Annotated in this window: 15 protein-coding genes; 10 read left to right on the forward strand and 5 right to left on the reverse strand. The window is 67.6% G+C overall.

The genetic code is table 11. The annotated features are described in order from the left end of the window. Together ACZ3HL_RS44455 and ACZ3HL_RS44460 are read left to right on the forward strand one after the other, a co-directional pair. Window positions 1-1,584: AAA family ATPase (locus ACZ3HL_RS44455; RefSeq protein WP_465537992.1), on the forward strand; the 1,584-nt coding region annotated here is incomplete at its 5' end. Then, on the forward strand, window positions 1,581-2,780 hold the full coding sequence (locus ACZ3HL_RS44460) for a hypothetical protein (RefSeq protein ID WP_465414837.1): 1,200 nt from the start codon (window positions 1,581-1,583) through the stop codon (window positions 2,778-2,780). The genes ACZ3HL_RS44455 and ACZ3HL_RS44460, both read left to right, overlap by 4 nt. Here ACZ3HL_RS44460 and ACZ3HL_RS44465 read toward each other — a convergent pair. Continuing rightward, on the reverse strand, window positions 2,777-3,343 hold the full coding sequence (locus tag ACZ3HL_RS44465) for a TetR/AcrR family transcriptional regulator (RefSeq protein WP_465537994.1): 567 nt from the start codon (window positions 3,341-3,343) through the stop codon (window positions 2,777-2,779). The genes ACZ3HL_RS44460 and ACZ3HL_RS44465 overlap by 4 nt on opposite strands. A gap of 47 nt (window positions 3,344-3,390) precedes the next feature. Here ACZ3HL_RS44465 and ACZ3HL_RS44470 point away from each other — a divergent pair, with 47 nt between their 5' ends. Both ACZ3HL_RS44470 and ACZ3HL_RS44475 read left to right on the forward strand, forming a co-directional pair. After that, window positions 3,391-4,059: an SDR family oxidoreductase gene (locus tag ACZ3HL_RS44470; protein WP_465537996.1), complete on the forward strand. Its 669-nt coding sequence runs from the start codon at window positions 3,391-3,393 to the stop codon at window positions 4,057-4,059. 4 nt (window positions 4,060-4,063) lie between these two features. Further along, window positions 4,064-4,957 (forward strand): SWIM zinc finger family protein, encoded by an 894-nt coding sequence (locus tag ACZ3HL_RS44475; protein WP_465414843.1) that lies wholly within the window; start codon window positions 4,064-4,066, stop codon window positions 4,955-4,957. A 160-nt stretch (window positions 4,958-5,117) separates the two neighbouring features. On the opposite strand, the gene ACZ3HL_RS44480 is transcribed toward ACZ3HL_RS44475, so the two are convergent. Beyond that, entirely contained in the window at window positions 5,118-6,110 is a 993-nt protein-coding gene (locus tag ACZ3HL_RS44480) for an SEL1-like repeat protein (protein WP_465537998.1), read from the reverse strand. 119 nt (window positions 6,111-6,229) lie between these two features. Between ACZ3HL_RS44480 and ACZ3HL_RS44485 the strand changes: the two genes are divergently transcribed. Further along, entirely contained in the window at window positions 6,230-7,249 is a 1,020-nt protein-coding gene (locus ACZ3HL_RS44485; RefSeq protein WP_465538000.1) for a nucleotide disphospho-sugar-binding domain-containing protein, read from the forward strand. A 69-nt stretch (window positions 7,250-7,318) separates the two neighbouring features. Then, window positions 7,319-9,148, forward strand: coding sequence for an NB-ARC domain-containing protein (locus ACZ3HL_RS44490; RefSeq protein WP_465538002.1), 1,830 nt, complete (start codon window positions 7,319-7,321; stop codon window positions 9,146-9,148). Here ACZ3HL_RS44490 and ACZ3HL_RS44495 read toward each other — a convergent pair. Beyond that, window positions 9,135-10,337 carry a hypothetical protein gene (locus ACZ3HL_RS44495; RefSeq protein WP_465538003.1) on the reverse strand — a complete coding sequence of 401 codons (1,203 nt, stop codon included), beginning with the start codon at window positions 10,335-10,337 and terminating at the stop codon, window positions 9,135-9,137. The genes ACZ3HL_RS44490 and ACZ3HL_RS44495 overlap by 14 nt on opposite strands. Window positions 10,338-10,456: 119 nt before the next feature. Here ACZ3HL_RS44495 and ACZ3HL_RS44500 point away from each other — a divergent pair, with 119 nt between their 5' ends. The 3 genes from ACZ3HL_RS44500 to ACZ3HL_RS44510 all read left to right on the forward strand — a co-directional run bounded on the left by ACZ3HL_RS44500 (window position 10,457) and on the right by ACZ3HL_RS44510 (window position 12,271). Next, window positions 10,457-10,876: a hypothetical protein gene (locus ACZ3HL_RS44500; RefSeq protein ID WP_465538005.1), complete on the forward strand. Its 420-nt coding sequence runs from the start codon at window positions 10,457-10,459 to the stop codon at window positions 10,874-10,876. Window positions 10,877-10,938: 62 nt separating this feature from the next. After that, window positions 10,939-11,586, forward strand: a complete 648-nt coding sequence (locus ACZ3HL_RS44505) for an HNH endonuclease family protein (protein WP_465538019.1) — start codon at window positions 10,939-10,941, stop codon at window positions 11,584-11,586. 28 nt (window positions 11,587-11,614) lie between these two features. Further along, window positions 11,615-12,271, forward strand: coding sequence for an alpha/beta fold hydrolase (locus ACZ3HL_RS44510; protein WP_465414854.1), 657 nt, complete (start codon window positions 11,615-11,617; stop codon window positions 12,269-12,271). On the opposite strand, the gene ACZ3HL_RS44515 is transcribed toward ACZ3HL_RS44510, so the two are convergent. Continuing rightward, the gene (locus ACZ3HL_RS44515; protein WP_465414856.1) at window positions 12,249-12,884 is read right to left on the reverse strand and encodes a nitroreductase family protein; all 636 of its coding nucleotides are present in this window, start codon (window positions 12,882-12,884) and stop codon (window positions 12,249-12,251) included. The genes ACZ3HL_RS44510 and ACZ3HL_RS44515 overlap by 23 nt on opposite strands. A gap of 55 nt (window positions 12,885-12,939) precedes the next feature. Here ACZ3HL_RS44515 and ACZ3HL_RS44520 point away from each other — a divergent pair, with 55 nt between their 5' ends. Then, window positions 12,940-13,416, forward strand: coding sequence for a MarR family winged helix-turn-helix transcriptional regulator (locus tag ACZ3HL_RS44520; RefSeq protein ID WP_465538021.1), 477 nt, complete (start codon window positions 12,940-12,942; stop codon window positions 13,414-13,416). On the opposite strand, the gene ACZ3HL_RS44525 is transcribed toward ACZ3HL_RS44520, so the two are convergent. Continuing rightward, window positions 13,385-13,810, reverse strand: coding sequence for an ATP-binding protein (locus ACZ3HL_RS44525; RefSeq protein WP_465538008.1), 426 nt, complete (start codon window positions 13,808-13,810; stop codon window positions 13,385-13,387). The genes ACZ3HL_RS44520 and ACZ3HL_RS44525 overlap by 32 nt on opposite strands. Between the last annotated feature and the right edge of the window lie 71 nt (window positions 13,811-13,881).

Below are 13,881 nucleotides of genomic sequence, written 5' to 3' on the forward strand. Positions count from 1 at the left end.
ACGAACCAACTACCGGAGACCTCCCTACTTTCCATCACCGACACGCCCACACCAGCTCAACCTGCTGAAGAAGACTTCGATACAGGCCCTAGCCGTGTGCGCACCGGTACCTTCGGATTCATGACTGACGCGGAGGAATGGACGCCTGAGAGGTTGCTCCGAGACGGCCTGGGCGAGGTCGATCTGGACTCGCCCAGTGGGACGAAGTTCTCGCGGCTCGAGTACTACCTGGGAAGCGTTGCTGGCATCCGACCGACTCGCGTTGCTGCAATTCAAATCGGTAGGGCGGCCGAGCTGGCTGGTCAGCTGGACCGTTCGACCCGGGTCGAAAACGCTGAGCTCGTGGTGGTGGTCTTTCCTTCAGCTGACACCGACCGAGCTGTGAGTGCGTTGCGCGAGTACCTGCGCTCGAACGACACGTCCGCCGCGCTACTTCTCGGCCAAGGTGAATCCGGCTGGGATGTCAAGTGGGTTGGCATGCAGCTCGGAGCCGAGATCACGTCCGCCGAAAAGGCGGCCGCGTTCTTCGGGACGTTGCTAGAGCGTGTCGTAGTCAAGGGGCAGAAGGCGAGAACGCCTGCACAGCGGCTGGTCGTCGACGACCGAATTCGGCGGATGCTTCGGCTGTCGGTGCGGTCCAGTAAGGCGGTAATGTTGGTGGGCCCGCCCGGAACAGGGAAGACGCAGCTGGTTGGCGAACTCGTCGATGAGATCGGCAGGGAGCCAGAGTCCTTCGGGATGGGGCTCGTGCACAACCCACTCATCGTTACTCCGGACGAGTCATGGACTACCCGAGATCTGGTTGGCGGCGACACCGTCGCCGACGGTGGGCATTTGCGGTTTAGCCCGGGGCACGTGCTGGAAGCCATTGCAGAAGACCAGTGGCTGGTGCTCGATGAGGCCAATCGCGCCGATCTGGACCGAATCTTCGGCGGGTTGCTGACGTGGCTCTCTGGCAAGGAGGTGATGGTCGGGCGAGTCAGTCCAGATCCGAGGTCGAGTCCGATCATCCTTACCTGGGGCACGAAGCCAGAAAGCGTTGTTGTAGGGGAGGAACGCCTTCGGGGGGAAGGTTCATCGAACGAGCCGATCTACTACGTGGCTGGAACGGACTGGCGACTCATCGGTACCTATAACGCTGTCGATGCGCAGCGCGTGTTCCGGTTCGGTCAGGCACTCGGTCGACGCTTCAGTCATGTTCCGGTGTCAGCCCCAGTAGGTGCCGAGTTCTCCACGGCCCTCAGGAACAGGATCGCTGGAGTCGATCCACAGGTGCCAGAGCCGCAAGCGGAGCGTCTTCGCGGCATCCTGGAACTTATTTATGCTGCTCAAGTCGAAGTTCTGGACCCGATGGGGCCTGCGGCGCTCCTTGATGTTTCCGACTACGTGGCTTCGGGGTTGCTGGCAGATGCTGAGTCTGGCCTCACGCAGTTGGTTGCCGAGGGTTATCTAGCGTGCATGGGATCTTGGCTGTCCGGCTACGACGGAAGCAGGTTGGGCAAGCTAGGGACTGTGTTGGGCTCAGCCGAGGTGTTGGGTGAACAGTGGGATTGGCTGCTTGACCATCTGCAGGCTCTGCGATGACGAAGAAGCTGTCCTTTCCCGAGGATGGTCTTGTGGAGCTTTTCCGTAGCTGGTCCGGTAAGGGTGAGCTGTATGCGGGCTTAGCCGCGGTCCTCAGTGAGGATGACTTCGATTGGACGGAGAAGGATGTCGAGCGTCGCGCACACCGCATCCTCTTTGAGCAATGCCGACCGCTGATCGAGCAGCTACCCACGAACGTTCAGGACTGGTTGAAGGTCTTACCCGTTGTCAGTCAAGCGGAAATGGTGCGCAGCCGGTCTCCGCGGGGAGCCATTGACTGGTCGGCTACTCGACGACAGGGGTGGCCGCCGACCGAGTTTTTCGGGCGAGCCCGTCGTCGTGGGGTGGACGACGAACTACTGAGCACCTTGCGCTGGACGGTCGAGCGTCTCATTGCAGTACATCTGCATGCCAAGGAGATGCGTCCCACGATCGGAAATAAGGTGCAAGCTCAGCTGTCCACTTTGGACGACTTAGCAGCGATGCCGCAACTGCGAGCCGTGGAAGCTGCGCCACCGGATCTACTGATGGTCGAAGGAATTCGACGTGCCGGACCGCTGTGGCGGGTGGTTGGGGATCTGGCCGACTTGCTCCGGCAGGAAGAAACCAGTGACCTTGCTCGGCTTGCGGCTGAGTTGCTGACACCCGACGACGAGCTCAGGTGGCGGCTTTTTCACCTTTGTGTATTAGGAACGATGCTCGGTGTATTGCGAGAACAGAAATGTCGGCCGGTTAGTCGCCGTCCGCTGGCAGGACGCTCGCGCGGCCCCGCTTTCCGAGTGGAAGTTCCTGACGCTGCACCGTGGGATTTGTGGTTTGAGGCGGCGGAAGTCTGGGGCTTCACCAAGAACACCGAGCCCTACGTCGATGCGACCCGTGGGTTGGAGCGCCGTGGCTATGTTCGGGGTGCGGACTTGTTCCTGATGGATCCGACGAACAAACGAGGGGTGGTCGTTGAATGCAAGTACACCGATCAAGGTAAGTACTTGCATCGAGGTTACGACCAGGCTCTCGCCTACTTGGTCGAGGCCAGGACATTGCTCATCGATGACGGTGAGGCGTTTGTCGTAGCTCCCCTTGCGGCGGCGCCGAGAGTGGGAAGGGGAGAGACGATGGCAGGACGACTCACGTACTGCGCGCCGGAGCACCTCAAGGACGAGTTGACCCGGGTGTTCAAGGGTTGGCTAGGAAGTTAGGCCCCAAAAACGCTGGCCAGGGCCTCCCGGATCAATCCCGCCAGATCCGCCTCCCCGCCCGTCTCCGCCCAGCGCACCAGTGCGACGTGGGCGGCGCCGAGGCACGCCATAGCCGTGGCCCGCACCTGAAACTCTTCATTCGGTGAAGGCGAAGGGCCGCAGAGAGCGGCCACGATCGCATCCGCGGTCGCGTACTGGTTGTCCAGGTGGCGCGCCCGCAGCGCCGGCACCGAGATCATCAGCCGTAGCCGCGCCAGCAGGAACGCCTTCTCCTGCGAAGACCCCAAAGCGGCGGTCGTCTCCAGCGCGCGCCCGATCCGCAGAGGCAAGGGGCCAGGAGGCTGCCCAAGAACGGCAGAAGCGGTCACAGGGTCGTACTCGTCGTAGAGGACCAGGTCCTCCTTGGTCGGGAAGTGCCGGTAGACCGTCATCGCCGAGACGCCGGCTGCGGCGGCGACGTCGGCGACGGTGGTCTCGTCGTAGCCGACGTCGGTGAAGAGGCGGATGGCGTGTGTCTGCACCTGAAGCCGGGTTTCGGCGCGCTGGCGGTCTCGGAGGCTCACGTGGTAGACACTATCAAAGTGTTAGTCACTAACAACTGGGGTGAGCGATGAAGACGGCATTGGTGACCGGGGCGTCGCGCGGGATCGGGGCGGCGATCGCGCGGAGGCTCGAGAAGGACGGCATCCGAACGATCAGGCGATCAAGTGAGCAGGCCGACTTGTCGACCATGGAGGGAGTCGACAAAGCCCTCGAAGGCATCGACAGTCTGGACATCTTGGTCAACAACGCCGCGACCATGCCAAAGGGACCGATCGAGACGGACACGCCCGAACAGTTCGACCATCTCTTCGCGGTCAACGTCAGGGCGCCGTACTTCCTCATCCAGCGAGCACCGCTGAACGACGGCGGCCGCATCGTCAACATCTCGTCGGCCGCGACCAGGATGGCCAACCCGGCGCAGACCTCCTTCGCGATGACCAAGGGCGCGCTGGAGACGATGAGCCGCACCCTCGCCCACCAGCTCGGATCGCGCGGGATCACGGTCAACGTCGTCGCGCCGGGCGCCACCAGGACCGCGGACAACGGGGAGATCTTCACACCGGAGCTGGAGGCCGCCGTCAAGGCCCTCACCGCGCACCGAAGGCTCGGCACCGCGGAGGACGTGGCGGACGTCGTCGCCTTTCTCGCCTCCGACGACGCCCGGTGGGTGACCGGGCAGGTCATCGAGGCGAGCGGCGGGTTGTTCCTCGGTCCTCCAGCGCAAGGCGCAGAATAGGCCGGTGACGTGGTTCAGCGAGGACGAACTCCGCAGGCAGGCCGGTGACGTCTCCTTCGCGCGGGGCGCCAAGTACCTGGAGTCGGTCGAGACGCTGGACGACGTCGCGGGCGGAGTCACGGCGGTGGTCAGCGGCACCGACCGGTACACGGTGCGGTTGCGCAACGTCGACGGCGAGCTGGTCGGCGAGTGCTCCTGCCCGCACGCGGCGGACGGCTTCTTCTGCAAACACTGCGTGGCCGTCGGGCTGCTGGTCCTCGAGGGCGTGGCGGACGGCGGCGCGGCCGACATCCGCGGGTACGTCGAGACCCTGGACCGCGCCGAGCTGGTCGAGTTGCTCGTCGCGCACGCGAACGAGGACCCGGCCCTGTTCCGCAAACTCTCGCTCAAGGCGGGCCGCGGCGACCTCGGCGCGTTGCGGCGGTACGTCGAGGGAACGTTGCGGTTGCGCGGTTTCGTCGGCTTCCAGGGCACGGTCGCGTACACCGAGAAGGTGCGCGAGGTGCTCGCCACCGCCAGGGAACTCATGGACGGGCCGCTGCTGTGCCGCATCGTCGAACTGGTGGTAGAGGCGCTGGACTTCGTCGAGGACTCGTTCGGCGCGCTCGGCGACGAGGCGCGGGGCGCGCTCGCGTTGTACGCGGAGGCCTGCGCGGACTCGCCGCCGGAGCCCAAGGAACTCGCGGAGTGGTTGCTCCGGCTGGATCTCGACGGTTCCGGTCGCCTTGACGTGAACATCGCGGACTTCACCGCGGGCCTCGGTTTCGAGGGGCTCGCGGTGTTCCGCGCCGGCCTCGAGGAGCGGTGGCGGCTCGACGACGGCGAGGACCCGTACCGCAGCCGCAAGCTCCAGCGCCTGCGCGAGGGGTTCGCGTCGATGCGGAACTGGAAGGCATAGGCCGTGTCCGGCGAGTCTGTTCGATGGGCTTCGTGATCCAGGTGGTTCCTGGCGGTGCGGGCGGATCGGCCTCGTACCGGGTCGTACTCGGCCGCGTCCGCCCGTGCAGTCAGGGGCCGCCTGGGCGCGGAGACCGCGAACACGACTTGCCGGACACGGCCTAGTACCGCTGACGGTTGCGGTACAGCTCCTCCAGATCCCGCAGGCCCGCCTGGTCGCCGGTGTCGGCGGCCGCGCGGAACCAGTGCTCGGCCTCCTGGAAGTTCCCGTGATCGGCGGCGAGCCTGCCGAGATTGGTGTACGCGGGAACGCTGCCGAGCTCCGCGGCCTTCCGGTACCAGGCGGTGGCCTCGCCGGGATCGTTCCGGTCGTTGGCCAGCACACCCAGGTTGGTCATCGCGGCGGCGTCGCCCCGCTTGGCGGCCTTGAGGTACCAGCGTTCGGCGGCGTCGAGTTCACCGCGGCGGTGCAGCACCAGGCCCAGGCGGACGGCGGCGTCGGGCGCACCGGCGGCCGCGGCCGCGTGATAGCAGCTTTCGGCGCGCGTGAGGTCGCCCCGTTGCTGGGCCTGGCGGCCGAGTTTGATCAGCGACGACGCGTCGGCCTCTTCGCTCGCCTTGCGCCACCAGGGATCCGCTTCGGCCGTCCGGCCGGTGTCGCAGAGCACGGCGCCGAGCGTGATCATCCCCTCGACGTTGCCCGCTTCCGCGGCCTCACCGGCCCAGTACTCGGCCTCCTGGAGTTCGCCGCGCCGGTGCAGCGCCCGCGCCAGTTCCGCCATCGCCTCGACGCGGCCCTCTTCGGCGGCCCGCCGCCACCAGTCCTCGGCGGCGTCGGAATCGCCTCGTCGCGCGCAGAGATTTCCCAGATGCGACATGGCATGCGAATCACCGGCCGTCGCTGCTTCGCGGTACCAGCGTTCGGCCTGCTCCGGCACACCGCGTTCGGTCAGGAGATGCGCCAGGTTGCCCATCGCGACCCTGTCGCCGCCCTCGGCTGCCTTCCGGAACCACGCCTCCGCCTCGTCGAGATCGCCGCGCTCCAGCGCGGTGGATCCCATACGTGCCATGGCGATCACGTGTCCGCGCTCCGCGGCCTTCCGGTTCAGATAGTCGTCGACCCGGGTGTTCCACTTACGTTTTTCGGCGCCCACAAGCCCGCTCCTTCCGGCAGCGTCCCTGGGGTAGTCGCTGTTCAGTGCCCGGATGTGACAACATCGCGGCAACGACTACCCGGTGAACCCGGGCTCGAGCGGACAGTGATGATCGACCGATGATGGACTGTGTCTTCGTGCCGTACACCGCGCACGGGCATGTGAATCCGATGCTCCCGGTCGTGGCCGAACTGGCCTCCAGGGGACATCGGGTGCGGGTGATCCTCTCCGGCACGCGATTCGAAGACGTCGTCCGCCGGACGGGCGCCGAACCGGTGGTCTCACGGCCGGACCACGTCGTGCGGGTGGCGCCGACGGCACGGCCGCCGGAGATCGCCGCGTGGATCCGGAACCGGACGCGCCGCCGCGTCGCCTGGTCGGCGGCGGCCCGCCGCTGCGAACGGGAGTTCGCCGCCCGGCCGGACCTGGTGATCGCCGACCCGATGGTCCCGTGGGCGCGCCGTCTCGCGCGGCGGCACGCCCTGCCCGTCGTCGCATTCTGGACGACCCACGCCGGCACGGCGGCCCGTTCCGGCCCGGCGCTGGTCAACGCCCTGCCCGAACTCCAGCCGCGGGCGCACCGCTTCAGCTTCGTGGGACCGCTGATCGCACCGGCCACCACCGAGGACTGGTCCGCGCCCGACGGCCCGACGTTGCTGGTGTCACCGGGCACCGTCTTCGCCAGGACTCCGGAATACTTCCGGCGGATCGCGCAGGCCTTCACAGGCACGGAGTGGACCGTGCTGATCGCGACCTCGCACACCCAGCCCTCCGCGCTGGGTCCGTTGCCCGCCAACGTGATCGCGCGCCACTGGTTGCCGCAGCGCCAACTGCTGCCCAGGGTCGACGCGTTCCTGACCCACGGTGGGATGAACTCCGTGCAGGAGGCACTGGCCCAGGGCGCGCGGATGCTGGTCACGCCCCGGAGCCGGGAGCAGCGCGCCACCGCGCGCAGGCTCGCGGACCTGGGGCTCGCGCATGTCTGGGATCCGGCGACCTCGCTCGTGCCTGCCGTCGAGCGCCTGCTCCGGGACGGCCGGGTCCTGGCGAAGACGACGTCGATGCGGTCGCGGCTGGCGACCTATCCGGCCGCGTCGCTGGCCGCCGACGCGCTCCAGGACGCGAACGGGAAGTGCTGAAGTCATCACGCTTCGAGATCGCCTCGCGGTAGGGTCGAAGCCGATGCCCGAGGGGGAAGGAGCGGCTCCGTGCTCGCAGAGATGCGAAATCAGTATTTCGTGGACCGAGGCCCCGAACGAGCCGAATTCCGTCGGCGCAACGAAGAGGCGCGCTCCACCGGGCAGCCTCAGCTGACCTTGTTCACCGGCCCCCAAGGCGTCGGGAAGACCGTGCTGGCCACCGAGGTCTGTCACGAGATCGCCGAGCACTACGAGGTCGTGCTCTTCTGCGACACCCAGGGTTCGGCGGGCCCGAACGGGCGCCGGGAGGCGCCGGAGATCGCTTTGCACCTCCTCGAAGACCTTGGGGTGGTCGGAGAAGCCATGCCGGCCAAGGACGAGCGCCGGATCGCGGCCCTGCGCTCCCGGCTCGCCGGACGCAAGGTGCTGTTGTACCTGGACGACGTCGCCACGGCCGACCAGGTGGTGCCGCTGCTGTTCGCCTCGCCCCAGCTCGCCGTGGTCGTCACCAGCCGAAGCAGCTTCGACAAACTGCGGATGCACGGCTTCACCACATCGGTGGTCAAGACCTTCGGGCCGGAGGCGGCCGCCGAACTGGTCGTCAAGCGCACCGGGACCGTGGTCGGCGCTCGCGAGATCGAGGCCGTCAACCGGATCTGCGAAGGGTTGCCGCTCGCCCTTTCCGTCGCCGCGACACGGCTGAGCGACTCGGGAAGCACCCCAGCCGAGTACGTCGCCGAGCTGAGCGCCGGAAACCCCTTGTACGCCCTCGAACTCGACGACGAGCATCCGGTCCTCAAGATCTTCGACCTCGCCTACGCGGAACTGGCCGAGGAAGAGCGGTTCGCGTTCAAGGCCTTGAGCCTGCTCCCCGGCGTCGATTTCGGGACGGCCATCGCCGCGGCGGTCCTCGGCCGCGCGGCACCCCACACCAAACGCCTGCTCGAACGGCTCACCAAGGGCAGCCTGATCGAACGCACCGGTCCCGGCAGGTACCGCTATCACAGCCTCCTGCGCGAATTCGCCAAGGACAAGGCGCTTTCCGAGTTCGACCAGCCGGATTTCGCCGGCATCGCCACGAAGGCCGTCCAGTGGAACTGGCGGCTGGCCGTTTCGCTGGACAAGTCGCTGTCGAACCGGCCCGCGCCGATCCAGGCGGAAAGCCACTACGCCGAGATCGAGGCATTCGAAGGCGACGCCTGGGCCGAGTACACGAGGGAATGGCCCAACATCGTGGCGGCCGCCAAGGAGGCCCGCGCGCTGCCGACCGAGGAGATCGGGGCGATCTTCCCGTTCTCCTTGTGGTACTTCGGCTATCAGACGAAGCGGCACGACGACGTCATCGACGCCTATCACGAGATCCTCGGCCGTTGGACGGAACCGTCGGATCGCTGGCAGGTCCTCCGTGACCTCGTCGGGCTCCACGAAGCCGCCGAAGATTTCGAACGGACCGACGCGTATGTCAAGGAAGCGCTGGACGTCGACTACCCGCCGGGGCGGCAGAGCACCTACGACTGGTACGCCCTGGCCAAGGAAGCCCGCGGCGACCACGAATCCGCGCTCGAGCTCTTCGGGAAATCGCGGGAAGTGGTGGCCTCGATGGAGGTCTCGCGGCAGCCGCGGGCGCTCGCGTTGCTCGACATGCACACCGGGCGGGTGCTGTTCAAGCTCGGCCGCTTCGAGGACGCCCGGGGACCCGCCGCGGCGGCCTGGGAATTCTTCCGCGCCGCCGACGGCGAAGAGCCCAACAAGGCGTTTTCGGGCGGCAGGCTCGGCATGATCCTGCGCGAACTCGGCGAGGACGCCGAGGAGTTGCTGATCCCGGCGTTGGAGCTCTTCGAACGATTGGGAATGGCGAAGCAGGCCGAGGAGATCCGCGCCGTGCTCAGCGAAGAGTGACGCCCAGGCCGTAGCGGCTTGAGCCGAGTTCGACCGTGATCGACGGAGTGAGCTCCTCCAGAGGATGCCCGTCGTCCAGCCATGCGCGGACGACGGAGGCGTGCACTTCGGTGGGGCCAGGGCCGGAGAGTTCGACACGCTGTCCCGACGGCGCCGTCACGACGCTCTTCCCGTCGCCGAGGACGGCGCCGACCACCCCGCCGACCACCCCGGCGACGGCGTTCGTGCCGGTCAGCACCGAGGCGCCCGAGCGGATCGAGCGGATCGGGTGATCGTCCGGGCAGGACAGGTGCGGATCGGCCTCGGCCCCGCGCCGGAGCTCGGCCGGATACCGGGTCAGCCGGACGAGCCGCCCGGCACGGTCGGTCTCGTGATGGACCTCGGCGGCGACGCGGTGGGAGGGCAGGATCGGGAGCCGAGGGGCGGGCGCCGGACCGAGCGGGATCTCGTTCGTGGGCTCGGAAAGGCCGAGAACCCGGTAGAAGACGCCGCGGAGCCGCTGGAGTGATTCGCCGGGGACCGACGTGACCAGTTCGGCGACCCCCGCGAAATCATCCGGGCGGTACTCGTCGAGGACGCGCCTGACCTGGGTGAGCAGTGGACGCCGCCGGTCGAGCCGGGGCGCGGTCTCGCCGAGCACGGAGATGGCCGTTCCCGGGGCGACGTCGTCGTCGCCGAAGGCCGCCAACGTCGTCGGTTTGCCCAGCGCCGCACCGTATCCCGTCACCGAGCCGTGGTCGCCGACGATCAGGTCGGCGGCGGCGAGGCCCGCCTGCCAATCGTCCACTTCGGACAGAACGACCAGGCCGGATCGCACGCAGTCGGCCAGCCACGTGTCCAGCTGCCACGGACTGTGCCCGTGCCGGACGTTGGGGTGCACGACCGCGAGCACCTGGAATTCGTCGATGGGCAACGCGGCGAGCAGATTCCGGAGGAAATCCGGCCAGGAGCCGAGTAGGGCGTTCGACCACCATGTCGACGAGGCCAGGACGACCTTCCGGGCCCCGGAACCCAGCGCGTCGCGGTATCTGTCCCGGTACGGCAGGCCGGCGAGAATCCGGTCGTAGCAAGGATCTCCGGCGACCACGGCCTTGTCGGCGGCGGCGGGAACCGTTTCGGTGAGCAGGTCCAGCTGAGCGGTGTGGGAGAGGACGAAGGCTTCGGCGATCGGTTCGCCGTCGTACAGCAACCATTGTGGCGAAAGGCCGAAGATCTGCCGGTTTCCGGTTTCCGGTTTCCGGTTTCCGGTTTCCGGTTTCCGGTTTCCGGTTTCCGGTTTCCGGGCGAGTATTTAGTGTACCCGATTCCGTGCGAAAGAATGACCTTGGGGCCGGTGACATCGGTGATCCCGCCGTGGTGGCTCGCCGTCACGACCAGGTCGAACTCGTACCGTTTGGCCTCGGCCCAGGGAATGACGGCCATGCCCAGCGTGTCGAGAAGTTCGCGCAGGCCGTGCCGGAACGGATCCTCGGCGCAGGTGAACACCACCTGGACGCGGAAATCGTTCTCGAAGGCGGGAAGCACGTCCAGCAGCCGTGTCGCCGTGGTGACGTTGTGCGCGATCACGAGAACCCGGCGGCGGACCGTGACGGTGGCCCAATTCGCCGTCTTGATGCCGATGAGTGCCTCGTTCACGGCCTGACCGTAGCCGACCAGGTGAAGTGGCCTGGATCACGTTGCTCGGTGTCATCGTCGTGTCGCAACCGGTTCCCTCGCGCCGCGAGGTGATACTCGGGCGCTCCCCAACCCCCGTCGAGAGGAACCACGCGGTGGCAACGCGTACCAGCGAGATGTCCACGGCTCAGCGCCTGCTCCTGCTGATCACCCTGGCCGCCGTCGTACTGGCGGTCTTCTGGTTCGTGAGCGGCAAGGGCGACGCGCTGCAGCCGAAGCCCGCCAACCCCGCGAGCGCCGCCGACGCGCGCAAGCAGCTGGACGAACTCACCATCGCGCCGCGCGGTTCGATGGACGGCTACGACCGCAAGAAGTACCCGCACTGGGACAACCAGGGGAACAACTGCAACACCCGCGAGTTCGTGCTCAAGCGGGACGGCAAGGACGTCAAGGCCGGTTCCGACTGCGCCCCGACCTCCGGCAGCTGGACGAGCGTCTACGACGGGGAGACCTGGACGAAGCCGACCGACATCGACATCGACCACATGGTCCCGCTCGCCCAAAGCTGGGTCAGCGGCGCGAAGTCGTGGACCGACGAGAAGCGACGCCAGTTCGCGAACGACCTGACCCGGCCGCAGCTGTTCGCCGTCACCGACAACGTCAACCAGGAGAAGAGCGACAAGGCGCCGGACCAGTGGAAGCCGCCGCTCGTCTCGTTCTGGTGCACCTACGCCACCGACTGGATCACCGTGAAGCACTACTACGGCCTCACGATCACCACCGCCGAGAAGAGCGCGCTCAGCGACATGCTCGGTCGTTGCTGATCGCCCCGGCTTCGGCTTAGCTGGGGGCATGGCGACGTTCGTACTGATCCACGGCGGGGGCGGCAGCGCCTGGGACTTCCACCTCCTCGAAGCGGAGCTGACCGGCCGCGGGCACGACGTCGTCGCGGTGAACCTGCCGATCGACGACGAGAAGGCCGGTTTCCCGGAGCACGTCGACGCCGTCGTGAACGCGGTCGGCGACCGTGAGGACCTGGTGGTGCTGGGCCATTCCTACGGCGGCTTCACCGCGCCGATCGCCGCCGGGAAGCTTTCGGCGCGGCTGCTCGTGATGCTGACCCCGATGATCCCGAAACCGGGCGAGACACCGGGGGATTGGTGGGGCAACACGGGTTTCGAGGACGCCGAGGGCCTCACCGACGAGGAGAAGTTCTACAACGGCGTCCCCGCGGCCATCGTCGCGGAGGCGGGCTCGCACGCCCGGGACCAGGTCAGCGCCGAATGGGGACAGCCGTGGCCGCTGGACGAGTGGCCGGACGTCCCGACGAAGGTGCTCATCGGGCGCGAAGACCGCTTCTTCACGCCCGAGTTCCAGCGCCGGGTCGTCCAGGACAGGCTCGGCTTCGCCCCCGACGAAATCGACGGCTCCCACTCCGTGCCCTTGAGCCACCCCGAGGAACTGGCGGACCGGCTGGAGTCCTACCTCACCAGCGATCCAGCCGCATGACCTCTTCGAGCGGCTGACGCGCGGCGGGCTTGAAGGTGTCGCCGGTGTAGAACGCCGTCGGGATGAGCGCGGCCTGGTGCACGTTCTCCGGCAGGCCGAGGATCTCCGCGGCCTCCTTCTCGTACGCGAGGTGCAGCGTCGTCCACGCGGTGCCGAGCGTGACGGCCCGCGCCGCGAGCATGTAGCTCCAGACCGCGGGCAGCAGGTTCCCCCACAGACCGGCCTGGTTGCCGGCGGGCAGCTCGGCGCTGTTCGTCTCCAGGCACGGGACGACGTGCACGGGTACCTCGCCCATCTTGTCGGCCAGGTACTCGACACTGGAGCCGACGCGCTTCTGCACCTTCGACCGTTCGGGGTCGTCCGCGAACAGTTTCCCCGCCGCTCGCGGGGAATCCAGGTAGTCGCGGCACGCCCGCTGGTACAGCTTCCCGAGCTCGGCCCGCTGCCCGGGATCGGTGATCACGAGCCAGTGCCACCGCTGCGTGTTCGACCCGCTCGGCGCTTGCAGCGCCACCTGCAGGGCGTGTTTGACCAGTTCGAGAGGCACCGGCCGGGTCAGGTCCAGTCGTTTGCGGACGGTCCGGGTGGTCGTCAGCAGCTCTTCGGGCGTCATCCGGCGATTATGTCGTTATGATCCGCTGGTGGGGAGGCCGCCGCGCGAACGAGGGATGGGCACTTTGCTCAGGCACGTCCTCGACGTGACCGAGGCGGACGTCGCCGCGTTCTTCGAGGACATCGGGCTGGGGGACTATCGCCCGCGGTTCACGCCGTTCGTCCGCGCGATCGTCGACCACGGGCCGCTGCCCATCCGCGACCTGGCCGCCGAAGTCGGCGTGACCCATTCCGCGGCCAGCCAGACGATCGCGCAGATGGCGCGTCAGGACCTCGTCTCGCTCCGGCCAGGGACCGACGCCCGGCAGCGGATCGTTTCGCTGACCGAGAAGACGCGGCGGCTGATGCCGACGCTCGAAGCCGAGTGGGCGGCGACCAGCGCCGCGGCCGCGCAGCTGGAAGCCGAACTGCCGTACCCGCTCAGGGAAGTGCTGGTCGCCGCCGTCGAGGCCTTGGAGCGGAAATCGCTCCGGGAACGCATCGCCGAAACGGACGCCGCGCTCAAGCTGGGGCGTCGGCCCGATCAAGACTGAAGACCGCCCAGACGTACTTCCCGCCGGAGCAGAGCTCATGGCCCCAGTCGTCGGACAACGCGTGCACCAGCTGGAGACCGCGGCTGCGCGCCGCCATCGGCGACGGCTCCTTCAGCTTCGGCCGGTTCGTGCCGGAATCGAAGACCCGCAGGGTGAGCCTGCCGTCGGAGTATTCGACTTCGAGCCTGTCGGGCTTCTCGCCGTGCTCGAAGGCGTTCGTGACCAGCTCGGAGGTCGCCAGGAGCACGTCGTCGACCGCCGGCCCTTCGAGCCCGAAGCCCGCCAGAGTCGCTCGCACCGCCTGCCGCGCGACGGCGGGCGCCGTCACCTCGACCGGCAGGGGGAGGGAGACCACCGGCAACGAGCCCTCCGATCGCGTCTTGGACATCGTCATGGTTCCGCACCTCCCCTCACGAGAGATTCCCAGATCCGCTGTTCGCCTCCCTGATACCCACAAGGGCCGAG

It is taken from the genome of Amycolatopsis sp. NPDC000009 (assembly GCF_055563465.1).